Genomic DNA, 24715 nt, shown 5'->3' on the forward strand with positions numbered 1-24715 from the left:
TGTGGCGTGTAGGGAAGAAGAACTTGTCAGTCTTAAATGAAGATCTGTCAAAAATTAAACTTTAGATAACCTACTTGCGTTTGGCCCCTAAGACATGGCGCAAAGCAGAGACAATATCTGGATATTGAAAACGAAAACCTGTATTCATCAACGCTTCAGAACTGACAAAAGCACTGGAAAGCAAAAGTGAATCTGCCATTTCCCCCATCAAAGCCCGCAATGAAAAAGCCGGCACAGGCAAAATCGTGGGGCGCAAAAGAATTTTCCCCAGGGTGCGTGTAAATTCAGAATTGGTCAGGGGCTCTGGGGCCACCAGATTAATCGGCCCCTGGATACTGGGAGTTGCCAGGATATGCAGAAACGCAGCCAAGACATCGTCAATCGCAACCCAACTGAGGTATTGATGTCCATTGCCCAAAACGCCCCCCAAACCAAGTTGAAAGGGCATGAGCATTTTTTCAAGTGCTCCCCCCTTGCAGCTAAGGACAATGCCAATCCGGGGATTGACCACCCGAATCCCTGCCTGGCGGGCGGGCTCACAGGAGTCTTCCCATTTTTGACAGACCTCAGCAAGAAAATCATCACCGGGTGGACTGTCTTCGCACAATTCTTCTTCGCCCCTGTCGCCATAATAACCGATCGCAGAAGCACTGATCATACATTCCGGGGGCTTTTTCAAACGGGCCAGAGCCTCGGCCACCAAAAGGGTGCCTTCTACACGGCTTTTTAAAATGCTTTGCTTTTTGGCCTCACTCCAACGTCCGTCGGCAATGCTCTCACCCGCCAAATGAATCACGGCATCGAGACCTTCCAAAGCTTCTTGGTCGATTTCACCCTTGACAGGGTTCCAGTAAACCGTGCTGGGATTTTCACTGCGGCGGCGCACCAGGCGTAAAACCTCATGTCCCCCAGCTGTCAGGTTAGGAATCAGGGCTGAACCAATCAGGCCACTGGCTCCACTGACGAGGATTTTCATAGGGCGGACTCCTTGACGGGCATAATCAGCATGGATGCTTAAATCTTGCCGGATAACGGCATGCCTGTAGGTAAACATCCGCTCCAGCTTAGCATAGATCAGAGGCAGAGCGCAGGCACTTAGCGGGCTAAACGGAAGTAGAGGTCATTCTTGCCTGAGCCTCGATTATCCATCCAATGCCGTACAGCTTTGTTTCTAATGAACTGCACAACACGAATCGCCTCATCTATCGCTTGGTATTGATGAGGCTTGCCTTTGAGTTTGAATTCATACACCAACATAAGGATATTATACAACATGTTACGCCAAATAGTACAGTATAAAATAATGGTGGCTGAATGGTTTTATGACCCAGCTACGCTGGGTATGCCTTATATACCCATACGGGCAGAACTCCCCCACCTAGCCTTGAGCTGTTCGTGAACGCGAGTGAACGCTACAGATCAGGACAGCATAGATAAGGAAGGGGCTTTACGGCATCTCCGGTAAAAAAATTTGGGCAGCCCCTGAAAATCAAGGGTTGCCCAAAGCTCAAATCAAGCAAAGTCAAAGAATCAGATTCGAATAACTGCGCCGGGCTTTTTGGCCCAACAGTGCGCCGGTTTCGGGATCATAATTGGTGATCAGGAATTCGTCAATTTTGCCGCGCCGACTGCCCACAGAATTGATCATGCGATGGGCTGCCACGCGTACAATTTTAAAATCCTTATACAGTGAGCGGATATATTCAGTGGCCGAATTGCTGAGCATCACCCGGCAACCCCGGCGGGTCAGCTCAGTCACCACGCACATCAGGCGGTACTGTTCCAAGCGCCCAAAGCCCCCCGATTGATAACCGGTAAAAGAAGCGGTTTCAGAAACCGGATCATAGGGGGGATCAAAATAGATAAAGTCGCCCCGACGTGCGGTTTGAACGGCTTCTTCAAAATCAGTATTGAAAACCTGCAGTGCGCTGCGGCTGATATACCGATGAACCGCCATCAGGCCCTCTTCATTGACAATATTTGGGTTGCGATAATTGCCAAAGGGCGCGTTAAAATGCCCTTTGCGATTGACCCGAAAGAGGCCATTGAAACAGGTTTTATTCAGGTAGATCATGCGGGCCGCGCGCTGAATTTCACAAAATTGAGAAAACTCAGGGTGGCGATCCAGCGCACGGGTTTCATAGAAATGATCTTTTTCGTTGCGGTGCTCGCGCAGTTTTTCAATCAAAGCCTGGGGATTCTTTTTGAGCACACGGTAGCAGGTAATCAAATCATGGTTAAGATCATTGATCACGGCCTGACGGGGCTGTAATTCAAAAAGCAGGGCACCGGCTCCGACAAAAGGCTCATAATAGCCCTTGAAGGCTGGGGGTAAATGCTCGCGCAGGACTGGGACCAACTGACGTTTGCCCCCTGCCCACTTGAGAAAGGGTTTGGGATGCTGGGTATCTGAGAGGGGTTCCCGCCGAAGTACGGCAAGGTTTTGAACACGACTCATGGCTGTTAATCGTTCCGCTTTCTAAAGGGTGAGGGTAGTTTGTTCTTTTCAATTTACCCGTCCCCCCGATCAACGTCTGTGTCAGATGTTGGAAGAAAAATGGACCATTCGTCACAGTTCACGCCATGATCAGCCCGCTCAAAGATCTCAAACCCTGATCAGATCAAGCTTCCAGATCGAGTCACTTAAACTCAACCCTGAGCTAAAATTTTTTGCGCATAGGCCTGAAAATTTTGACGATTGGGTTTCAATCCCCTCTCCGCCACCTGAGGCCAGGGCAAAAAATGGTCGGGTAGCATAAAACCGGGCAAAAACTGCTTCAGAAAATTACGCAGAGCCCACCGTTCAGGCCAAGGATCAGCCTCTAAAATGGCCACAGGCCGCTGTCCAAACTCAGGGTCAGCAAGAGGTACCACAAGGGCTTGATAAACCCCTTCATAGGTCAGCAATACCCGTTCAATGACTTCGGGTTGAATATTTTCACCTCCAGAAATAAAACGGTGATCTTTGCGCCCCAGCACACGCAGCCAACCCTCAGAGGTAAATTCCCCCAGATCTCCAGTTGCAAACCAGCCCTCTGTGTCAAAGGGTTGCTCCAAATCTCCCTCTTTCCAATAGCCGAGAAAACGGGTTAAACCCCGCACCAACAATTCCCCCTGGGGAGAAAAGCTTAACTCCCTGCCCGGCAACAGCCTGCCAGAAGTCTGCAATTCCTCAAAAGAAGCCCCGGCTGCAGTGGTGCAAATTTGCGAACTCATTTCAGTTGAACCATAGCTGGTATATAATTTCAGGCCCAAGTCCACTCCACGCTGAATCAGAGCGGAGGGAATGGCACTGCCGCCCAAGAGAATCGCCCGACAGGCACGCAAGCTCTCATGGGCCAGTGGCTGATCCAACAGGCGATACAGCTGTGTGGGCACCAGGGAGAGATGTGTCGGTTTCAAACTTTGCAAAGCCTCTGCCAGAGACTGTCCTGGCTCAGGAAAAACTGCAGTCGCACCAGCCAATGCCGTACGCACCAGAATCGCCAGTCCTCCCACATGAAAGAGCGGAAGCGCCACTAACCAGCGGTCCTCAACCCCCAGAGGAAAGACGTGCGCAGAGCCTTCGGCACTGGAGCGATAATTGCCCCAACTGTGCAGTGCTGCCTTGGGGGCACCGCTACTGCCCGAAGTAAGAATCTGACAGATCGGCTGTTCCGGATTCAAGGTCTGCCAAGGCAAGGCAGAGAGGCCCTCAGAAGAATCAGAAACAGACTCAGCCAATGCATTCCAGTCCAGCCAGCGCTCAAGACTCAATCCCTCGGGTTGGACAGAAATCACCCTGTCACAGTCTGCGCTCAAACCTTGGCGTAAAATGGCAGGAAAAGCTGGATTCAGAGGACAAGTGATGGCCCCCAGCGACCAAAGCCCCCAAAACAAGAGCCCATAAAAAGGGCTGGGAGGCCCCAGCAATGCAACCCGTTGACCGGATTGAATCCCTTCAGCCTTCAAGCACTGACGCAGACCCGGCAAACGCATTTGAATCTCTGCATTTCCCAGATACAGACCTGTTTTCTTCATCTTTTATACCTTCCTTGCCAAAATCCAGGCCCACCACTTAGAACCAGCGCCTGCCCTCCATACAACCACAAACAAGCCCAAAATGGCTCAATATTCAATTCATCAAAGTTAAAACTCCACAAACCCGCCAACAAAACAACCGGAATCAAAGCCTGGATCAGAGAGCCTCTCTGCGATTTAAAATCTGAAGAGGCCTGTTTCTTCGGCAAATACACAAGGGCTCCGGCCATCAAAAAAATGCCAAGCCCCCCAAAGCCATTTCAAACAAAACAAAATCAGGATAAAACCGAGTACTCCCTGTCCTGCTAAAAAGATCTGCTTCATAAACCCCTTTTATTCAGAAAAATATTTGGCGCTCCAGCCGCTTGCCTAGTATAATAGCCATCATGAAAAAGTTTCAACGCAGTCTGGCGATTCTGGTCGGCACCCTGGCTCTGATGAGCTGTGGGGGCGATAGAGCCATGCAATTGCATGGCAAAATGACCAAGATCCAACACCTGGGAGAAACCTGTTGGGTCTTTATGGATGATCAACACCGTTATTATGAGGTGATCACTCCCAGTAGCCAGATTCTTCACGAAGGTTTGCAAATGAGTATCCGCGCCATTGAGGTGCAAAGTAAAACCCTCTGTGAACTGCCCACCGTAATTGAAATAATCGAATATCGCCCTGACCATTTCAGAGATATGTAAGCCCCTTTGGCATGCCTAATTGGCTCTTGATCATCGATCCCCCCCTGAGCGGAGATCTGAATATGCAGCGCGATCGCCTGCTCTATCAAAATTTTGAAGCCTTGCCTGCCGAAGGGGTTTTGCGTTTTTTTCAATGGTCAGAAGCCACTGTTTCACTGGGACGCTTTCAGAACGCCCCAGAACTTGAGGCCCAAGCTCAGGCCTTAAAGTGCCCCACGGTACGCCGCCCCACTGGAGGCCAAGCCATTCTGCACGGACAGGATCTGTGCTGGAGCATAGTCAGCTCAAGCCAAGGATTTTTGGGAAAAAACCTGCTCGAAAGCTACCATCTGATTGCCCAGGCTGTCATCGCAGCACTGCAGCGGTTGGAGATTAACGCTGTCTTTCCCAGCACAGAAGATCCCTATCGACGCCAAGTCTCCTGCTTTGGCAGCTTAACGCCTGCAGATCTTGAAATTCAGGGTAAAAAGCTGGTGGGTTCAGCTCAAATGCGCAACCGCCGCGCCTTTCTGCAACAGAGCAGTTTGCCACTTATCGCCCCCGACCCGAGCCTGTGGCTGTCGCTCTTTCCAGAAAAAGGACTGAGAGAGCAGATCTCACTCGCTGAAATCAACCCCCAGCTATGCGCCCAAGATCTGATCGATACACTGACCCAGGCTTTTACCCAGCAATGGCAGCTGGGGTTTCAGGTCTGGGATGAAACGCTGGAAGCCCGCTTTTTCGCAGCAGCCTCAGCCAAGACTTTCTGACGTTGTTTTTCGCGCGCCCTTGCTTTCTGCTCTGCGCTGTGCGTGGCCACACAGGCAGGACAGGCGACACCCGCTTCAAAATCAGGTGAAGCCAAATCTGATTGGCTGACAGGCTCGCCACAGGCCAGACACATCACATAGTGGCCCTCAGAGACTCCCTGTTCAACAGCAACGCGTTGATCAAAGACAAAACACTCCCCCTGCCAACGGCTTTCTTCAGCAGGCACGGTTTCTAGATATTTGAGAATGCCGCCTTCGAGGTGGTAAACCTGATCAAACCCCTGTTCAAGCAGATAGGAAGTTGCCTTTTCACAGCGAATGCCGCCTGTGCAGAACATGGCGACCTTGCGATGGGTTTGTGGGTCAAGGTTTTTGCGCACATAGTCTGGAAACTCGCGAAAACTGTCAGTATGGGGATCAACTGCGCCTGCAAAGGTACCAATCCGAACTTCATAGTGATTGCGGGTATCCAGTAAGAGCACTTCTGGATCCGAGATCAGGGCATTCCAATTTTCGGGCGACACATACGCACCCACCTTGCGCACCGGATCCACCGGCACTCCCAGACTGACGATTTCTTTTTTCAGCCTCACCTTAAGACGCTGAAAAGGCATGTTTGCGGCTTCTGACCATTTGGGCTCAAGATCCAGTAGCCGAGAATCTTCTCCCAGATAGGCCAAAAGGGTTTCCAGCTCTTCGCGAGAGCCTGCCAAGGTTGCATTGAGTCCTTCTGCAGCCAGCAGAATCGTACCTTTCAGCGCCTGGGCCCGACAGAACGCAATCAGACGGGGTTGCCACGCTTGGTAATCCGGAAACGAGAAAAAACGGTAAAAAGTGGCAATCTGAACGGTCATCGCAAGCTCCTGCAGGAAAAGGTCAATGCCCAAGTTTAACGCCTGGCAGCGGGTTTCGGCCAGAGGAAGCCCCTGAATACCAGCCTCAGCGTGGAAATATCACCTGCATCAACTGTTATAATGAAAAAGAAGATCTTAGATGACAGACACAAGGAGCCCTGCATGAGCCAGCCTGAAATTCCACAGAAATCCCCCTATGTTTTGGAGGTAGAGCCTGGTATTTATTTCTGGTGTGCCTGCGGTAAATCAAAGAATCAACCCTATTGTGATGGTTCTCATGCTGGCAGTGGCTTTCGTCCGCTCAAAACCGAAATTGAAGAAGCCAAAAAAGTGGCATGGTGCGGCTGCAAACATTCCGAGAACAAGCCTTTCTGCGATGGCAGCCACCGCAAGCTCTGATGCATTTTGAGCCACCGCTGGTAAAAGGCACGCTTGTCAAACGCTATAAACGATTTTTGGCAGACGTAGAGCTTGAAACGGGTGAAATCATTACCGCCCATTGCCCCAATCCTGGCAGCATGCGCTCCTGCCAGGAACCAGGATGGCCTGTCTGCCTGAGCCACAACCCCAGCCCCAAGCGCAAATTGGCCTATACCCTTGAAATGCTGTACAACGGCAGCTGTTGGATTGGTGTGAATACCCTGCGCACCAACGCCCTGATCGCCGAAGCGCTGCAGCAGAAACAAATCGCGGAACTGGTGGCTTATCACAGCGTCAAGCCTGAAGTACGCTATGGCGAAAACAGCCGGGTCGATTTTTTATTGACCCAGCCTGGCTTGCCCGATTGCTATCTTGAAATCAAACACGTCAGTCTTTTGCTGGAAAAAGACTATGCCTTTCCAGACGCCGTTACCTCAAGGGGACTCAAACACCTAAACGAACTGCTGGCCATGCAGGCCCAAGGCGCACGGGCGGTGCTGCTTTTTGCAGTTCAGCGCAGCGACGGATACAGTTTTCGTGCTGCACATGAAATTGATCCGACCTATGCTGAGGGCTTGCAAAAAGCCCGTCTGGCAGGTCTCGAGGTTCTGGTCTATGGGGTAGAGGTCAGCCCGCTTGGGTTGGGTTTGGGAGCAGCCCTTCCCTTTTAGACAATCTGAACGGGAGGCATCCGTTTGCGCCCCCAGCGAAAAAACTTAAACAATCCTGTTAAAGCCACCATCATATTCAGCACTGCCAAAAACGCCAGCAAAGCCTTGTTAAAAGCAGGCCAAGGCGTGTACTTGGTAAGGTGTAATTCCCACATCCAGTTATACAATCCCCAAATCGCCTTGCGCCGGGCCAAAAGCTCGCCCGTCTGAGGCTCAAGATAGATTTCTGTGCCCACTGAATCAGCAAAGCGTACCCGCCAGAGCGGAGCATCCGAATAATAATTGCCACGCAAAGAAGCCAGTTTTTCAACTGTTTGCAGGCTTCCCTGGCCGGTATAGTAGCCTTTGGCAAAATCAGCGATCTGCCCGGCCTGCAAAGGACTGATCTTATCTCCCTGAGGAGTCAGCAAGAGAGAGGTTCCTCCTTGGGGCTGCACCTGAAACCAAGTACTTCCTCCTCGTTGTACCAACTTAAAGCCCGTGAGCTTCTGCGAAACACCGGCTTGCCTGAGTTTCTGTTCAAGGGCCTGAAAACTCAGGGCAGAGGTTCCCAAATTCAGAGCCTGAGCCGGAGGTTCACGGTAAAGATCTGAAAAATCAAGAAAATAAATCACAAGCCCCCCGGCACTCCAAAAGAGCACCTGCAGCAGTACCAGCAACCCGAGCCAGCGGTGGGCCAAGTCAATCCAAATTTTTAATGTATGAAGCATTTAGTCAGTTTGCCCTTTGACACAGCTTTTTGCCAAAGGGCAAGACGTAGAACTTAATCAAGCCAAGCCTTCACTGCCTGATCAAAGGTCGTGAGATTGCGCTCCAGCGGACGCATACAACGCAGCCAAAACTCAGGCTCACGCAAATCCAGCCCAAAATGCTTTTGCACCAGTTCTTCTGCCGTCATGCGACCGGTATCGCGCAGAAGCTCAACATAAAAGGGGTAGAAATCAGCCCCGCGAGCTTCTTTTTCAGCATAAATTCCCTGTGAAAAGAGATAGCCAAAGGTATAGGGAAAATTATAAAAACTGGGTTCAACGATATAAAAATGCAGTTTGGTGGCCCAAAACATCGCATCTGCAGCAGAGGTGCTATCCCCATGCCATTCCTGCCAAACCGTGCTCATCAGCTCACTGAAATTCTGGGGTGAAAAACTGCGTTCAGCACGCTGCTCATAAAAACGCTTTTCAAATTCATAGCGGGTGGGAATATTCAAAGTAAAACGGGGAATGGAACTGATTTCCTGCCAGAGAATTTCAAGTTTTTCCTGCGGGGTCTGGCAACGCTGAATCAGAAAATCACGCACCACCGTTTCGCCAAAGGTGCTGGCAGTTTCCGCCAGGGTCATGGGGTAATGGGTCTGCTCAATCGGCATTTCACGCATCACCCAAGAGTGAAAGGCATGGCCCAATTCATGGGCCAAAACAATCAAATCCACATAGCTGCCCAGATAGGTCATAAAAACGCGGGGATTGCGCGAACGGGGAAAACCCGAGCAATAAGCTCCTGGGGTTTTATTAGAGGCCGGAGCGGCATCAATCCAGCATTTATCCGCCATCATGCGCACAAAAGCTCCCATTTCAGGATTCACCTTGCCAAAAGCTTCTTCAATCAAATCAATCGCCTCAGGGAAACGAATATGGCGACGGGCATGGCCGAAGGGCGGCGCAGAAGCATTGACGTCCCAGGGGTCCAGGCGGGGCTTGTCGATCAAGCTTGCCATCAAATGAAAGGACTTTTGCCCAAAGGCCCGATGCTCTTTAACCACCTGCATCATGGTATCGAGGGTCTGACGGGAAATACGGTTGTGGTGCAGGGGTTCATCCAAAAAGCTGACAGGTTCTGTATGCGAGCGGCGTTTGCAGGTTTCCAGGCGCCAACCGGCCAGGGCATTCAGAATGGCGGCACAGCTTTCCTCATGCTGGCTAAAAACCGTTTCCAGACCCTGATAGGCTTTTTTGCGCATGGGCTCACTGTTTTCACCCAAAAGGGACTGCAGTCGGGCAATTCCCACCTGCTCTTTGATGCCCTGCTCATTTTCAATTTCATAGCTGACAGAACCAGTAATATTGCTATAAAGATTGCCCCAGGCATTGGGGCCATCGAGACTGAGTGAGGTGATCAGGTTTTCCTCGGGCAAGCTGAGCAAACGTTTGCTCAGACGGCGGCGGTAACGCAGCAGAAACTGGCTGTTTTGCACGGCTTCTCCACTTAAAAAATAATCAAAGACCGCATCGGGAGCATGCAATAAAAACAGGTCTACAGGTTGACCAGCCTGGGTTAAACAGGCCCGCAGACGTTTGAGTTTTTCCAAGAGGGTTTTGGCATCTTGATCACGGGCATTGGTACTCCAAACCATATAGGCATAGCTGAGCTGGTTATCGAGCAGAAGCTCCGCCTCATGCTCAAGCCCCATCATCTTCCAGGCTTTTTCAGCAAGCACCTGGAGAGCTTCTTCTGAGAGAGCTTCCATTTGATTCAATGCCGCACGAAAATCTTCAGCATGGCTTTCCATTTGCTGAACAGCTTTGCGGATCTGATCCTGCTCTTCTGCCAATTGCAGGGCATCCAAGCCAGAATATTCACTTTCCATTTCCCAGGTAGGGGTTTGCAAATCGGGGGAAGAATGGGCTGACATAGAGGGGCTCCTTGAAATAATCTCTCCACCATTATCCCTGATTTTTGTTCAAGCCGGAGAGAATCTCCCCCTCTGCCCCGCCCAGAACACAAAACCACTTTCTTCAGACGACTGAAGAAAGTGGTTTAAAAACAACAAACTTTAGGGAAAAAAATCAATTCTTGAGGTGTGACTGAACACCAATTCGGTAAGTGCCCTTTTGTGTTTCCAAAAGCATGCTGGCCTGGGTATCCATCTTTTCAAGATGCGAGATCAAAAACTGCCCTTTTTTACCATCCACTTCAAATACACTCAAAAAATCATAAAAACCACTGTCATTTTTCTTCACTTGAATTTTAACAAGAATAGCAGGACAATCCTGAGAAGCGTGAATGGATAACTGGGCTTCTCGATTTAATTCAGATTCAATTTTTGGAGCAGAGACCAATTTTTCTTGCCCCTTCTCCAACTTGACTATTTTCAGATAAGTTTGCACAATTTCCTCAGCTTGAGCTGAAAAACCAAAGGAGAAAAAGCTGAGTCCCAAAACAAATACAGCGACTGTTTTTAATAATTTCATTGAAGCAATATCCTTTACTAAAATTAAACCCTAACTAAACGCGCGGGCCTCAGCCTCAAAACGATTTTCAATACCGGCATGGGCTCCCGGAGAAGAGCGGAACCAAGAAGTAATCTTGGTTTCTTTATACTCAGCAATCGCTTTGCCCACTTCATTGGCGGTCATGGGCCGCCCCAACTGGCGCTGACGGTTGGCAATATAGGTGGCGGCACTGTCAGCCAAATCGCCCACATGGTTGGTGGTGCCCATGATCAGGTCGACAATGCGTGAATCCTGGCGCACTTCAGGGCTGAGCTGGGCTTTGTCCATAAAACGCTGCACATTATCGCCCTTGTCTTTGAGCACAAAAGCTTCCTGGGCTTGGCCAAATTCCTGATTGTATTCGCGTGAAAACTTGGTCCAAAGCGCATCAAAGGGTTTGCTTGCCAAGCCATATTTTTGGGCAGCAGCTTTTAAATGCGGGCCAAAAGGATTGGCGGGGTCGTTAATAAAAGCAGAAAGCGTGCTGCCTGCGCCACCGCGATTCCCACGCGAGCTGCCATCCAGATAAACTGAAGATTCAAATTGGTAAGTGCCGTAGGTTTTGCCTCCCAAATCATCACTCTTTTTGGGTTTTGAAATGGCACCCACAGCGTAAGGATCTCCCTCTTTGCGATAGACCCCTGATTCGTGAAAGGCTGCCATTGGAAAACGGGGCACGAATTTTGTAGCATCGTGGTAACGAGAACGCTGATACATCGGGCCAGAAGGTGTAGAAGAGGGGGCAGAGGTCGGCTTGTCTGGTGCTGCAGTGGGGGCGGCACTGGGATCGGCTGGATCTACCCCAGGAGGTGTGGTGTCCCCTGCATCTTCACGCGTTAAGCGCGAAGGTACCGCCAGATACTGGTTAAAACTCTCTAAATTAATCGGAACCTCAGGCTGACGGTATTCGTTCAGGTATTCACTCTCTTTAAACTCAGTGGCGGAATAATCCTGCGAAGCATCAAAAGATGCCAGTTCAGGGGGCGCGGCAACAGGGGGCTGTTCGTCAAAAGAAACAGCACTGGCAGCAGAACCTGCGGGCCCAGGCCCTTTGACATGGTTTTTATCTCCCCCACCAAATAGGCTGGCAATCCAGTTAAACAGACTTTTTAAAGCATCCCAGATCATCTGAAAAAAGTTACGGTGTTTTTTCGGCGCACTGGCTTCTGTCTCTCCGCCCTCTGAAGGCGCTTTGACCATATGAATCCGTGGAGCAGAACGCTGAGGGGGCTGTGCAGCCTGAGTTTCCAATTCCTGAGTAAATTGCGTTGCCGCAGGAGAATCCAATTGTGCAGCCATGGTTTGAATGGTTTGGATTTCAGAAACAGAAAGCAAACGGTCACTTGCGCTTTGACTGAATTCGCCTAATTTATTCAAAATCTGGCCAACAGCCTGCTTGTCACCAGCATTCAAATTGCTTGAAGCCAAAAGCCCTTGCAAAGACTGCATTTCCTGAGGCGTAATCCTGCGATCAGAAATCGCCGTATTCACCTGTTGAAGCAGATCCTGGCGGGTTGAATTTACTTGCATGCGCGTTTCCTATCCATTTACTGGGCACCTTACTCTTCATAAGTATAGACAAAAATAAGCACTGACATGCTTCTATTTTGCAGCGCAAAACCCATTCAGGGCGCAGAGCACGCAATCATCCGCTTAGGCAAAAGCAGTAGCTTCATCCTGGAAACGCTGGGCAATCCCTGCCTGGGCTCCGGGTGAGGAGCGGAACCAGGATGAAATTCTCGATTCTTTAAATTCAGCAATCGCCTTGCCCACCTCGTTGGCGGTCATGGGTCGGCCCAATTGACGCTGCAGTGTGGCGATATGCTCAGCCGCACTGTCAGCCAGGTTGCCAACATGGTTGGTGGTGCCCATAATCAAATCCTGAATGCGGGGGTCTGAGCGCACCTCAGGGCTGAGCTGCGCTTTGTCCATAAAGTTTTGAATATTCTGGCCCTTGTCTTTGAGCGCAAAGGCCTCTTGGGCCTGCCCAAATTCTTTGTTGTTTTGATTCGACAACTGGGCCCAAAGCGCGTCAAACTGGGGACTGGCCAAACCATATTGCGTCGCTGCGGCTTTCAGTTGTGACCCAAAGGGATTTTCAGGGTCATTCATAAAACGGGAAAGCGTACTGCCCGCACCGCCCCGATTGTCACGAGAGGAGCCATCGGTATAGACCGAAGATTCAAACTGATAGGTGCCGTAGGTTTTTCCGCCCAAATCGTCGCTCTTGCGTGGACGCGAAATCGCCCCAACCGCATAAGGATCATTGGCTTTGCGATAGACCCCCGATTCGTGAAAGGCTGCCATCGGAAAACGGGGCACGAATTTTGTAGCGTCATGGTAGGGCGAACGTTGGTACATGCGCCCGGAGCCCATCGCTGTGGTCGGAGGCAAGGTGCTGCCCTCCGTGGCTGCGGTATCGCCCAGATAGCTGTCGAAATCAGGGTTGCTCTCAGAAACCTGCGGGCGGGCATAGTCGGAATAATAATCATCGCTCAGGGGTGGGGGGTTATTGCCAGGTCCCAGTGTGGTTGAAGCCGGATCAAAACCTGCCTGGGCATGGCTTTTGGTGTCGTTTTTATCGCCCCCACCAAACAAGCCGGCAATCCAGTTAAAGACACTTTTGAGCGCATCCCAAATCACTTGAAAAAAGTTGCGGCTTTTGCCTGCCTTGCCTGTCGATTCGGCACTGCTCACTCCGGGCGTGGCAGGACTGTCTGATGCAGCCGGGGTATTGCGGGAGGCAATTTCTTCACTGAAACGCGAAGCAGCCGGAGAATTCAGGCGCTCAGCCATGGTTTGAATCGATTTCAATTCAGGTTCAGACAAATAATAATCACCTTCTTTTTGGGTAAACTCCCCCAATTTATCCAGCAACTGGCCCACAGCCTGTTTATCTTCAGCAGAAAGCGGACTCTCGGCCAGCGTTTTTTTTAAGCTTTCCATTTCTTGAGGCGTGACCTGGCGATCAGAAATAGTGCTATTGACCTGACTGAGAAATTCCTGACGACTGGCGGGATTGACTTGCATGGCAAAAGATCCTGTCCTGATTTTATTCTGGGCTTCTTTTTAGTTTATACCCGCTTGCTCCCCAATTTATGCTGCCTGTCTGAAGCCGAATACGTGGTAAGCACAAAGTGCATCATGAAGGCCTTCCCAAGCAAGAAATCATAGCGCTTGATAATCAGGTTCTAATCAGGGTATAAAGAGAGGACGGTAAACAAACAATGAACACAGAACATCTGCCTAAATTTCGCCGCATCAAAGGAACCACATCCTTCATGGCACTTGAGCACTCCAATCTGGGGCTCTATGTGCACAAGAAAAAAGGCGTCCTGATTGATTCCGGCTATACTGAAGAAGACGCAAACTGGATCGCCGAACTGCTCGAAAGCGAAGGCATTCGCCTTGAAGCAATTCTCAATACCCATGCGCACCCCGATAACAGCGGGGGCAGCTCCTATTTAAAAAAGCGAATGGGCTGTAAGATTTACGCCACAGCAACCCAACGCCCCTTTTTAGAAAACCCTTCCCGCTCCAATTATTTGGCCATGGTACAGGCCGTGGTCGATAAAGAACGCGAAGAAACCGAAAAACAATTGCGCAGGGCCCAACTCAAGGCAGAAAATCAGAAACAGGAAGCCCCCCCTGAAGAAGGGGCTTCGGCCGAAGTCCCTCCCGAAACAGAAAGCTTAGCATCAGACGATTTGGGTACAGAACCCGTTGTCGAATTTTTAGAAGGCGAACACAAGCGCTCCATTATCAAACCCAAACCCTGCCAGGTAGACGGAACCCTCGACCCCAAAAAACCTTTTTCAATGTCTACAGGCAAACAATTTCAGATTGTCGAACTGTCAGGGCACGTGATGGGGATGTGCGGGGTCGTCACCCCCGATGATGTCTTTTTTATCGGCGACGCCCTGTATACCTTCGATGAACTGGCAGAAAAACCAATTCCCTATCTTGAAAGCGTTGAAGCCTTCAAAAAAACCCTGGACTATCTGCTCGCCACTGCCTACTCCAATTTCGTGCCCACCCACGGCAAACCCCTGGAGTTCAGCATCAATTCAGAGGTGCTTTTTCACAAGCGCCAGATCGAAATGATTGAAGACGCGATTCTGCTGCATCTGCAAATGCCCCGTACACGCGAAGAACTGGTGGCCCTGATTTTTGCAACCTTTGGCATTGAACAGACCATTCCCAATTTTTATATGCTCTCATCTACAATTGTTTCGTTTCTGAACCACCTCAAACGCGAACGGCGTCTTGCCATCATTCATGAAGACGGCAAGACCCGCTGGTTTACCAAGCAGAAATAAACTTTAGCCTTTGACGCAGACGACCTGTTTGAGCGTATGCACGATCTCAACCAGATCGCTCTGAGCCTGCATCACCGCATCAATATCCTTGTAAGCTGCCGGGGTTTCATCCAGCACGCCCAAATCCTTGCGGCACTCGACCCCCTGGGTTGCTTTGAGATGATCTTCGAGACTGAAGCGCTTTTTGGCCTGGGCCCGTGACATGGTGCGCCCTGCCCCATGGCTACAACTGTCAAAACTTTCAGGCTCGCCCTTGCCCCGCACAATAAACGAACGCGCCCCCATGCTGCCGGGAATAATACCCAAATCTCCGGCACGGGCCCGAATGGCTCCTTTGCGGGTGACCCAGATATTGGCGTTGAAATGGTGTTCTCGGGCAATATAGTTGTGGTGACAATTGACCACCTCAGTTTCAGATTCAAAGGGGGGCAAGAGCCCGGAATCTTCAAGTGCTGCCAAGACGTTTTCAAGCATGACTTCACGGTTACTGTAGGCATAGTGCTGCGCCCATTCCACAGCTTGTACATAGTCGTCGAAAAGATCAGAACCTTCTGCCAGATAGGCCAGATCACGATCCGGCAAATGAATAAACAGACGCTCCATTTCATGGCGGGCCGCTTCAATAAAGAAACTGCCAATGCGGTTGCCAATCCCACGTGAGCCACTGTGCAACATCACCCAGACCCGATCGGCTTCATCGAGACAGATTTCAATAAAATGATTGCCACCGCCCAGACTGCCCACCTGATGGACAGGGTGGTTTTTAGGCGGCGCCACCCTGGGATATTGCTCCAGAAGTGCCAGATAGCCTTTTTCAAGGGGCTTCCATTCCCGTTCGGCACGCCGCCGGAAACGGGTGACCTGCATTTTTTGAAAGGGGGAATGGCCCCAGTCATTGCTGCCCACAGGCACGACTGATTCGATCCAGTCGCGCAGGGGCTTGAGATCATCAGGCAATTCATGGGCTTTGAGGCTGGTGCGCACAGCGACCATACCACAGCCAATATCCACCCCTACCGCCGCCGGAATAATCGCGCCACGGGTCGGCAAAACACAGCCCACCGTACTGCCTTTGCCCAAATGGCAATCGGGCATGGCTGCCACATGGTGGTGAATAAAGGGCATACTCGCCACCTGGCGCAGTTGCTGTTCTGTTCCCGGATCAAAAGGAACGCCTTTGACCCAGGCTTTGACCGGGCTGCCGTTGGGATTTTCTAAATAAACAAAGTTTTTTTGCATCGTATACCAACCTCCATACGCTGGCCCTGGAGAAAATACTGCCCGGCTTCAGACCATCATACAAATCGAAAGGCAAAGAAATCAAGGGCTTTATCTCAGAAAATACTCGTATCAGCGGATCTGATTTATTGAGAAGCCACTTCGAAATCTTTTAAGTTTCTGACAATATGTCATATATTGACACATTGTCAGAAACATTGCATAATCTTAATTATGAACAAATTAGAACAGCGAAGACAAGAAGAAAGAGAAGAGCGGCGAAGCGCGATCCTTGCGACGGCCCAAGAACTCTTCTACAACCATGGCGTCAGGAATGTAACCATCGGGCAAGTGGCTGATTCGCTTCGATTGAGTCGTAGCCTGATCTATACCTATTTTAAAGACCTCAACCACATTCTCTGTTCCGCAGCATTTAACGCACTGAGCCTTTTGCATGAATCCTTCCAAGAAACGCTGAAGGCCTCTGCTTCTGGCTCAGGGGTGGAAGGGGTTTCTGCCTTGGGGCGAACCTATATAGAATTTGCTTTTCAACATCCAGAACAGTATCAATCTATTCAGGATTTTCAAGGATTCAGCAGAGAAGGGCTTTCTCTAAACAGCCCTACAGAATCAGCGCTTGATCAGCAATTCAAAGCGGAACTTCAGGGCCTCAATCACCTGAGTCACCAGATTAACGTCTTGATTGCAGACGAACTATCGCGTGGGATCAAAGAGGGTTCGATTCGCTCAGACCTGGGAGATCCTCTCTCCGTCGCTCTCTCCTTATGGGCTCAAACCAGTGGACTCATCCAATTCTGTCTGCTTTTGGAGCACTCCATGCTTGCCCAGTATCAAATCAGCCGGACTGAATTTCTTGAAAATGGCATTCGCCTGATTCAGCAATCCATTATAAAGGCTCCGTGAAGTTCATTATGAACAGAGTTTGGATCCTGATGCTGAGTTTATCAATACTGATCAGTTCTTGCGCATCACGCAACGCAGCACAGGAGAAAAGAGGCGAGCCCAGCATGGAAAAATTGAATATGGAACTCAAAAAAATGCTATTTGCCATCAGCAAAGAACCAAGAGCCCTCACATGGCAAACTGAAGCTTCAAAAATCATCAATAAATCCACACAAGAATTGGCCTCAGAAATTCAAAGTGGCGCCCTGAGCAGTGAGGAAGTTGTTGTCTCTTTTCTTGAACGGATTATAACGCTCAATCCGGCTTATAACGCAATCGTGACTTTAAATGCCGAGTCGGCTCTGGCCCGGGCACGGGAAGCAGATCAAGCGCTGCGTTCAGGCATCAGATGGGGCCCCCTCCACGGGGTTCCATTCACCATCAAGGATACCTATCAAACAGCAGGGGTCCGCACAAGCGCAGGATACCCGCCACTTAAAGATTTTATTCCCGAAGAAAATGCGGTTGTGGTTCAGCGCCTCTTAGACGCCGGGGCCATTCTGCTTGGAAAGACAAATACCCCCACGCTGGCCATGGACATGCAAACCACCAACCCGATTTTTGGGGTGACAGGAAACAGTGTGAATCCCGACTGGTCAGCAGGAGGAAGCAGTGGCGGTGCTTCTGTCGCTGTAGCGCTCAGAATGACGCCCTTTGAGTTTGGTTCTGACCTGGCGGGTTCGATCAGGCTACCAGCCGCCTTTAACGGGGTCTACGGGCTGCGGCCAAGTCACGGACTGGTTTCCATGAGAGGGCATATCCCCCCGCTTCCCACTGAACTAAATGGAATCAGGCGAATGGCCGTTGCAGGGCCGATTACGCACACTCTGGCAGATTTAGAATTTCTACTCAGGATTGTTGCCGGGCCGGGGCCCGGTGACTACCGTGTAAAACCACTCCAGGATACAAAAAAGGCACCTTTGTCCCAGCGGCCACTCAAAGTGGTCTGGGCCGACAACTTGGGGGGAATACCGGTCGAAACTGAGATTCAAAACGCGATGGCCACTTATATCGAGCAATTGGCAAACGCAGGCGTATCGGTTCAGAAAGGTAGCCCCCCTGATTTCCCCTATGAAAAAGCCTGGGAAACCTGGGGAGCCTTTGTCGGATTACAGGGGGGTTATGAGCAATCCAATTTTATGCGCAGCCTTGGAGATTTTTTTACAAAAGCAACGGTCGCAAATACGCCGATGCAGAGGAAGATCGTGGGCCCCATCTCTGTGCCCGGATACATGCAGGCAATGGAAATTCAAGATCAGTGTATTGACATTTTAGAGCGCTTTACAGAGCCCTATGATGTTTTCATCGTCCCTGTCGCCTCAGTCACAGCCTTCCCTCATTTCAAGTCAACGCGAACTTTTGGAAACTTTTCAGTCTATGATGCTCCGATGAAGGTAAATGCTGAAAACATCCCCTATTACGTGGCAACACAATCCTATACGACCTTATTTTCACTGACTGAAAGCCCTGTCATAACACTGCCTATCGGTCACGACAAAAAAGGCGCTCCTATCGGTATTCAGCTCGTGGGGCGAAGATTTCACGATCTTGAGCTGATTCGCGTCGCTGAGGCATTAGAGCAAATCGTCACTCCCCCCCGAAAAGTGAATGCTCACGCTGGAAAAGAGAGGTCTAGTTTCAGAGTCTTATAGGGTCTGGGGAGCCATAAAATCAAGGAGAGACAACAGAAAAAGGCTTCAAAAAGACCTGATCGGGGCCATCGCAGACTCAGGAAATTCAAAAACAGGCAGAGGTAGAGTCAACATGGCACCCGGCATTCAAGCGGCAGGTCACAATGCCTCAGCGCCCCTGAGTCACACCTGCTATAATGCCAATGAACGTGTAAAAAGCGGAGGCCCTGCGTGAAAAAGAAACAGCCGGCTTTTACCCTGCCTTTCGAACTGGATATTTCCTACGAAGCCCTGGCCCGCGAACTCCATGCCGCGATCAACCGCATGTATATCGGTCTGGCAATTATTCTGGTCGTGCAATATCTTTTCTTTGTCAAAGACGCCTCACAACAGCGGGTCGTGGTGTCTGCAGGTCTGGGTGCCGGGATAGCCTTCTACTTCATGGGCATTTTCGCATTGCGCCGCCTGCACCAGCATTTCCCCCTGAAACTCAAACTTTCCAGCACGGGGCTGACCCTGGGCTATAAACGCAACCTGGATCTGCTTTTTGCCCGTTTTCCCCACCACCGTCTGCGTGAGAAAGAAATTCCGCTCAACCAAATCAAAGAAATTCAAAAGGGCGGTGAAGATTTTCGTTTCTGGATGTACCAGATCAGCCTTACCCCCACCTGGCAGCTGCTGATGGAAACCGGCGAAAAACTGGCCATTTGGAGTGAAGAAAAACTCGAATTGGAAAACCTGATTCGCAAGGCCCGTGATGCCGCTGCGAAAGCTGTGGAGCCCTCCACAGAAAGCGTTTCAGACTAGTTAAAATCCCCCAGGGCCGGTCGTCCAAAACCATCGAAACGGGCCCGGTCTGAAGCTTGGGTTAAATCATAGGTTTTCATGACCACAGCCTGGCTCCATTGTTTGCCATCGGGCCCCTTGCCCGAGGTATTGCCTTCCACGGTGGTCAACTGGCCTGTGGCCGGGTTATAGTTCACGACCAAGCCCACATGCCCGTGGTGAAAAAGCGCAACATCTCCGGCCTGAACCGGCAGATTCTGCCAACGAAACGTATGGGCATCCGGGTTGTAATGACTGAAAACTTTGCCCTGTTCACGCACGTATTGGCGATTGGGGGATTCCTCGAGCATAAAATACTGACGGGTACTGCCCTGTGCGGTCTGCTGAGCACGCAATTGATCCAATTGCTGGTTCATGCTGGCACTGCGGTTGGTATAACTGCGGTACATAAAAAAATCACGGGCCTTTTGGTAAGAAGCATAGTGTTCAGGGTATTTAAAGCCCGCCTGGGTTTGGGCAAAGGCTGTAAAAAACCCGCACCATTCATAACCCGGGTCAAATTTCGCATTGCGGGCATAAGCGTCGATCCGGGGACTGGTATTCCGACCGGTCTCACGCACCCCTTTGCGCCATTCCGCCAGACCGGCCTGTGCGGACTGCTGAAGTTTCTGACTGAGCAAAGCATTGCCTGAAACAGCCTGGTTCGTTCCAAAAAGAGGGCGAAGCACAGCAACAGAGGTTGTTTGACGTGGCAAAGCCCTCTGAAACTGGTCCTGTTGCCTGAGCAGATCTGAGACAAGACTCAAACGGGGAGGAGCCACCGAAATCGGAGCGGCAAGGGGTGTGGGCAACGCATTGCGCCGGGCCATCTGCTGAAGCAGACGGGGGTCCATCATTCTTGAAAAATCGGCAGCAGAATAGACCACAAAACCACCCAATTGAATCATATTTTTGAATTAACAATAAAAAATAAAAATAAAAAGCAATTAAACGAAGCAATAAATGCTTTTCATTTGAGAAAAACGCTTCACTTCATCAATAGCATCCAAGTTCTTAGCTTACTTATCCTCAAAAATAGACAGCGGCTTTCTTATCATAGGGTTAATATTCTCCTAAACCTCAGCTTAACTTTTCGAAAAGATTTTCTTTGCGCCGATCCTGCTCTCGGTTACAATACAATGCGGAGCCTCCCTCCACGGTAGCCCTTGTTCAGGAAAGGAAATCACTTGAAGCTCGCTTATCTACGCTCTGTTTGGATCTGGTCCTTGATGATCCTCTGTCTTTTTTTCAGTTCGCCGTCTTCGGCGCAGACCCAGGCAGCAAAAACCACTGATGGCCCGGATTATGTCACGGGTCAGGTAGAGGAAATCCTCTCCGAAAAAACCATCGTGGATGAGGCTTTTGGGCACCAGGAAAAAAAATTCCGTTTCAAGGTTCGTTTCCCAAGCAAACAGGGCCAACCGGCTGAAACGGTGATCGTAGAGCAAGCCTATACTCCTGAAACCCCCACGGAACTCATGCCAGCCAAAGGCAAAAAATACATCTTTTTTCAAGATCAGCTCGTCGATGGCAGCCGGAACTATACCCTGGTGGATGTTCAACGCTCCGACCATCTCGCCCTGACAATGGTTCTCACGGCTCTGATCCTGCTGGGAATTGCCCGTTGGTATGGCTTGAAACCGCTGCTTACCACAGGCAGCATGGTCGCCAGCTTTTTCGTCTGCCACCTCTTGCATCTGCCCTGGCTTTTGCTGAGTCTGGTCACCTTGGCAGTGACCCTGACCGCAGCCGGGCTGCTCAGCTTCGGTGCAACCCGCCGTTTAAGCGTCGCCCTGAGCGCAGCCAGCCTCAGCCTGGGAGCCACGCTGGTGCTGATCTGGATCGGCAGTTGGTTTTCCCTGGTCGATCCCAGCGCCTTACTGGCGGGCAGCGCTCTGCTGCAGATGTCTGCCGGTCTGGCCTATGTGGTGATCACCACCGTCAATTCCGTGCATTTAAACTATCGCAACGATCCCACGCTCAACCCTTCAGAACTGTTGAAAAAATCCCTGGTGGCCAGCAGAGGAGCAGTAGAAGTGGTAAGCTCCATCTATCTGCTGATCTTTATTGCCCAGGTATTAACCTCTACCTACGGCCAAAATGAAACCCCTGGTTTAATGCAAATGGAACCCGTTTTAGCCGAATTGGTTTCTTTGTTTTTTATGCTGATGGGGTTTGCGCTGGCTTTGCCGATTACAAGTTGGCTCGGCGTGCGCATGCTGTATCGCCGCAGAGTTTAAAAAACGGGCTGATCTGCGTTAAAATCTGCACTTGTCTGCTTCGGTTTGCTTGTTAGCTGACCGCCGAGTTGCTACAATGACAGGGATAAAATGGAATTCTGTGTGTACAGGGGGAGTCCCCTGAGATCCCAGCCGGCATGCATCGTGACTCTGTTTCATGAGCCCCATAGCAGGTGATACACGCACAAGCCGAACAGGCCGGGACATCAAAATCCAGTCACCGGTCGCAATAAAAGAATGAGGTATTAGGATTAGTTTATGTCTTTCACGAAAACTGATAAAAACGAATTGATTGTTGCCAATCATGTTCACCCCACCGACACGGGTTCACCTGAAGTTCAAGTCGCTATTCTGAGCGCACGTATCAAATATCTGACCGAGCACCTGAACAAGCATAAAAAAGATTTCGCAACCCGCCGTGGTCTGATCAAAATGGTGGGCCGCCGCCGTAAATTGCTGCGTTACCTGTTAAACAATGCCCCTGAGCGTCATGCCCAGTTGGTAGAACGTCTCGGACTCAAAAAATAAGCTGGTTAACTATTAACCGCGAAAGTACAGGTAATGATTGAATGAATATAACCCCCGAATTCACTGAATTTGAGGTGGGGGGAGAAGTTATTCGCATTGAAACAGGGGTTTTGTCTCCCCTGGCCAATGCTGCCGTGATCGTCCGTTCTGGCGAATCCATGGTCTTTGTCGCTGCTGTCGCTACAGCCGAACCCAAAGATATCGACTTCATGCCCCTTACTGTTGACTACGAAAGCAAGATGTATGCGGTAGGCCGTTTCCCCGGTGGTTTTATCCGCCGTGAAGGCCGTCCCCCAGAAAGCGCCACTTTGAGCGCCCGTCTGATTGACCGTCAGATTCGTCCGCTTTTCCCCGATGGTTTCCGCAACGAAGTGCAAGTGGTTTCTCAACTGCTCTCCAGCGACCAAGTGGTTCAGCCAGATATTCTCTCTTGTATTGGTGCCTCTGCAGCCCTGAGCATTTCCAATATTCCCTTCGATGGCCCCACCGCCGCCGTGCGGATTGGCCGTATCGATGGAGAATGGGTCATCAACCCCACCTTCCCGCAAATGGAAGACAGCGAACTCGATCTGATTGTCGCTGGAACCGATGATTCCATCAATATGGTGGAAGCCGGTGCCCAGATGGTCAACGAAGATCTGATGCTTGAAGCGATTACCATCGCCCATCAAGAAATTCGCCATATTGTCGCCCAGATCAAAGCCTTCGCTGAGCGCTTGGGCAAAGCCAAAATGGCTCCCCCGCTCTATAGCGTGGATGAACGCATCCTGGCCTATGTGCGTGAACAGGTTCAAGGGCCCATGCTGGAAGCCATGCAGATAGTGGACAACAAAGCCCGCAGTGAGCAGATCAAAGTGATTCGCAAAGCCTTTGAAGCCCACGTGGCAGAGCTCTCTGATGAGAGTGAAATCAAAGCGTTGATTGCCGAACGCGGCAAAGATATCGGCAACGCCTTCTACAAAATTGAAAAAGCCATGATGCGCGCAGCGATCCTCGATAAGGGTGTCCGTATCGATGGCCGCCAGCCAGCAGATATCCGCCCGATTCACTGTATGGTGGGCATGGTTCCCCGCACCCATGGTTCGGCCATATTTATGCGTGGAACCACCCAGGCACTGTCCTTGACCACCTTGGGCTCACTCAGTGATGCCCAAATGCTGGATGGTACAGATCCTGAAACCAGCAAGCGTTATCTGCACCACTATAATTTCCCCGGCTATTCCGTGGGCGAACCCAAATTTCTGCGTGGCCCCGGCCGCCGCGAAATTGGCCACGGCAACCTGGCTGAGCGCGCAATTCTGCCTATTCTGCCCAAGGAAGATGAATTCCCCTACGCCATTCGCGTCGTGTCTGAAATTCTGAGTTCCAATGGTTCAACCTCAATGGCCAGTACCTGCGCAAGCACCCTGACCTTGATGGATGCCGGTGTGCCCATCAAAGACATGGTCGGTGGCGTCGCCATGGGGCTGATCAAAGAAGGCGATCGCTATGCCGTTCTGACTGATATTCAGGGCGTCGAAGATCACCTCGGCGATATGGACTTCAAAGTGACAGGTACCGAACAGGGAATTACGGCTCTGCAAATGGATATCAAAATCGACGGTTTGGATATGAATATCCTCAAAACCGCCCTGGAACAGGCGCGTGTCGCCCGTTTGCATATCCTTGGCAAAATGCGTGAAGCCCTCGACAAACCCCGTCCTGAGCTTTCAGCTTACGCGCCACGGATTCTGACCATGCAAATCAACCCCGAAAAAATTGGGGCAGTGATTGGGCCTGGCGGCAAGATGATCAAACAGATCGTCGAAGAAACCGGCGTCAAGATCGATATCGAAGACAGCGGCATTGTCTTTATCGTAACGCCTGACCAGGAATCTGCCGATGCAGCCCGCAACTGGATTCTGCGTTTGACCGAAGAAGCCGAAATTGGCAAGATCTACGAAGGCAAAGTGGTGCGTTTAACTACCTTTGGTGCCTTTATCGAAGTTCTCGCTGGTCAGGATGGTCTGCTGCATATCTCCAAAGTGCCGGGCCGTCCCCGTCATATTGAAGACGTCTTCTCGGTAGGCGAAACCGTACGTGTCCGCGTAGCCGAAATTGATGCCCAAGGCCGTATCAACCTCAGCCTGGAACAGGAAGTGGAAATCCGCGAAAGCGAACATCCCGAACCTGTCCGCAGCGGCGCTCCCCGTGGGGATCGTGATCGCGGTGAACGGGGTGGTGACCGGGATCGTGGCGGAGATCGCGACCGTGGCCCTCGCCCCCCTCGCAGTGGTGGCGGCTATCGCGGCGACCGAGGCGGCGACCGAGGCGGAGACCGTGACCGTGGCGGAGACCGTGGTGGAGATCGTCGTCGTTAAGAATTACACCCGCAGA

At 50.8% G+C, this 24715-nt stretch carries 22 protein-coding genes and 1 pseudogene; 11 read left to right on the forward strand and 12 right to left on the reverse strand.

The window, feature by feature from the left end:
• Positions 1–70: 70 nt before the first annotated feature.
• From COW20_22765 to menE, 4 genes and pseudogenes are all read right to left on the reverse strand, one after another.
• On the reverse strand, positions 71–976 hold the full coding sequence (locus COW20_22765) for a TIGR01777 family protein (GenBank protein ID PIW44791.1): 906 nt from the start codon (positions 974–976) through the stop codon (positions 71–73).
• Between the two features lie 122 nt (positions 977–1098).
• Positions 1099–1257 (reverse strand): annotated as a pseudogene (locus tag COW20_22770) (transposase).
• 265 nt (positions 1258–1522) lie between these two features.
• Positions 1523–2458, reverse strand: coding sequence for a DNA methyltransferase (locus COW20_22775; protein ID PIW44792.1), 936 nt, complete (start codon positions 2456–2458; stop codon positions 1523–1525).
• A gap of 191 nt (positions 2459–2649) precedes the next feature.
• Positions 2650–4020 (reverse strand): o-succinylbenzoate--CoA ligase, encoded by a 1371-nt coding sequence (gene menE, locus COW20_22780; GenBank protein ID PIW44793.1) that lies wholly within the window; start codon positions 4018–4020, stop codon positions 2650–2652.
• A 386-nt stretch (positions 4021–4406) separates the two neighbouring features.
• On the opposite strand from menE, the gene COW20_22785 reads away from it, so the two are divergent.
• On the forward strand, positions 4407–4712 hold the full coding sequence (locus COW20_22785) for a hypothetical protein (GenBank protein PIW44794.1): 306 nt from the start codon (positions 4407–4409) through the stop codon (positions 4710–4712).
• Between the two features lie 11 nt (positions 4713–4723).
• Complete coding sequence (locus COW20_22790) at positions 4724–5461, forward strand: hypothetical protein (protein ID PIW44795.1); 738 nt, start codon at positions 4724–4726, stop codon at positions 5459–5461.
• Here the strand turns inward: COW20_22790 and COW20_22795 are convergent.
• On the reverse strand, positions 5398–6315 hold the full coding sequence (locus COW20_22795; GenBank protein PIW44796.1) for a hypothetical protein: 918 nt from the start codon (positions 6313–6315) through the stop codon (positions 5398–5400). The two genes, COW20_22790 and COW20_22795, sit on opposite strands and share 64 nt — an antisense overlap.
• Positions 6316–6477: 162 nt before the next feature.
• On the opposite strand from COW20_22795, the gene COW20_22800 reads away from it, so the two are divergent.
• Both COW20_22800 and COW20_22805 read left to right on the forward strand, forming a co-directional pair.
• Positions 6478–6714: a glutamate synthase gene (locus COW20_22800; protein ID PIW44797.1), complete on the forward strand. Its 237-nt coding sequence runs from the start codon at positions 6478–6480 to the stop codon at positions 6712–6714.
• Positions 6714–7406 carry a DNA/RNA nuclease SfsA gene (locus COW20_22805; GenBank protein PIW44798.1) on the forward strand — a complete coding sequence of 231 codons (693 nt, stop codon included), beginning with the start codon at positions 6714–6716 and terminating at the stop codon, positions 7404–7406. Before COW20_22800 ends, COW20_22805 begins: the two co-directional genes overlap by 1 nt.
• Here COW20_22805 and COW20_22810 read toward each other — a convergent pair.
• From COW20_22810 to COW20_22830, 5 genes are all read right to left on the reverse strand, one after another.
• Positions 7403–8116 carry a hypothetical protein gene (locus tag COW20_22810; GenBank protein PIW44799.1) on the reverse strand — a complete coding sequence of 238 codons (714 nt, stop codon included), beginning with the start codon at positions 8114–8116 and terminating at the stop codon, positions 7403–7405. The genes COW20_22805 and COW20_22810 overlap by 4 nt on opposite strands.
• A gap of 53 nt (positions 8117–8169) precedes the next feature.
• Positions 8170–10035, reverse strand: a complete 1866-nt coding sequence (locus COW20_22815) for an oligoendopeptidase F (protein ID PIW44800.1) — start codon at positions 10033–10035, stop codon at positions 8170–8172.
• Between the two features lie 154 nt (positions 10036–10189).
• Positions 10190–10594, reverse strand: coding sequence for a hypothetical protein (locus COW20_22820; protein ID PIW44801.1), 405 nt, complete (start codon positions 10592–10594; stop codon positions 10190–10192).
• A 30-nt stretch (positions 10595–10624) separates the two neighbouring features.
• Positions 10625–12145: a hypothetical protein gene (locus COW20_22825; GenBank protein PIW44802.1), complete on the reverse strand. Its 1521-nt coding sequence runs from the start codon at positions 12143–12145 to the stop codon at positions 10625–10627.
• 123 nt (positions 12146–12268) lie between these two features.
• The gene (locus COW20_22830; protein PIW44803.1) at positions 12269–13645 is read right to left on the reverse strand and encodes a hypothetical protein; all 1377 of its coding nucleotides are present in this window, start codon (positions 13643–13645) and stop codon (positions 12269–12271) included.
• A 197-nt stretch (positions 13646–13842) separates the two neighbouring features.
• Between COW20_22830 and COW20_22835 the strand changes: the two genes are divergently transcribed.
• Positions 13843–14934, forward strand: a complete 1092-nt coding sequence (locus COW20_22835; GenBank protein ID PIW44804.1) for a hypothetical protein — start codon at positions 13843–13845, stop codon at positions 14932–14934.
• A 3-nt stretch (positions 14935–14937) separates the two neighbouring features.
• Here the strand turns inward: COW20_22835 and COW20_22840 are convergent, their stop codons facing one another.
• Positions 14938–16173 (reverse strand): RNA-splicing ligase RtcB, encoded by a 1236-nt coding sequence (locus COW20_22840; protein PIW44805.1) that lies wholly within the window; start codon positions 16171–16173, stop codon positions 14938–14940.
• A 213-nt stretch (positions 16174–16386) separates the two neighbouring features.
• Between COW20_22840 and COW20_22845 the strand changes: the two genes are divergently transcribed.
• From COW20_22845 to COW20_22855, 3 genes are all read left to right on the forward strand, one after another.
• Positions 16387–17076, forward strand: coding sequence for a hypothetical protein (locus COW20_22845; GenBank protein PIW44806.1), 690 nt, complete (start codon positions 16387–16389; stop codon positions 17074–17076).
• 8 nt (positions 17077–17084) lie between these two features.
• Positions 17085–18767, forward strand: coding sequence for an amidase (locus tag COW20_22850; GenBank protein ID PIW44807.1), 1683 nt, complete (start codon positions 17085–17087; stop codon positions 18765–18767).
• A gap of 210 nt (positions 18768–18977) precedes the next feature.
• The gene (locus COW20_22855) at positions 18978–19553 is read left to right on the forward strand and encodes a hypothetical protein (GenBank protein PIW44808.1); all 576 of its coding nucleotides are present in this window, start codon (positions 18978–18980) and stop codon (positions 19551–19553) included.
• Here COW20_22855 and COW20_22860 read toward each other — a convergent pair.
• Positions 19550–20479 carry a hypothetical protein gene (locus tag COW20_22860; GenBank protein ID PIW44809.1) on the reverse strand — a complete coding sequence of 310 codons (930 nt, stop codon included), beginning with the start codon at positions 20477–20479 and terminating at the stop codon, positions 19550–19552. The genes COW20_22855 and COW20_22860 overlap by 4 nt on opposite strands.
• Before the next feature lie 279 nt (positions 20480–20758).
• Here COW20_22860 and COW20_22865 point away from each other — a divergent pair, with 279 nt between their 5' ends.
• The 3 genes from COW20_22865 (at position 20759) to pnp (ending at position 24699) form a co-directional block, all read left to right on the forward strand.
• Positions 20759–21811 (forward strand): hypothetical protein, encoded by a 1053-nt coding sequence (locus COW20_22865; protein ID PIW44810.1) that lies wholly within the window; start codon positions 20759–20761, stop codon positions 21809–21811.
• Positions 21812–22069: 258 nt separating this feature from the next.
• Complete coding sequence (locus tag COW20_22870; protein ID PIW44811.1) at positions 22070–22339, forward strand: 30S ribosomal protein S15; 270 nt, start codon at positions 22070–22072, stop codon at positions 22337–22339.
• Positions 22340–22380: 41 nt separating this feature from the next.
• The gene (pnp, locus tag COW20_22875; protein PIW44812.1) at positions 22381–24699 is read left to right on the forward strand and encodes a polyribonucleotide nucleotidyltransferase; all 2319 of its coding nucleotides are present in this window, start codon (positions 22381–22383) and stop codon (positions 24697–24699) included.
• Positions 24700–24715 lie beyond the last annotated feature (16 nt).

This window comes from bacterium (Candidatus Blackallbacteria) CG13_big_fil_rev_8_21_14_2_50_49_14 (genome assembly GCA_002783405.1).
In the GTDB taxonomy this organism is placed as follows: Bacteria; Cyanobacteriota; Sericytochromatia; order UBA7694; family UBA7694.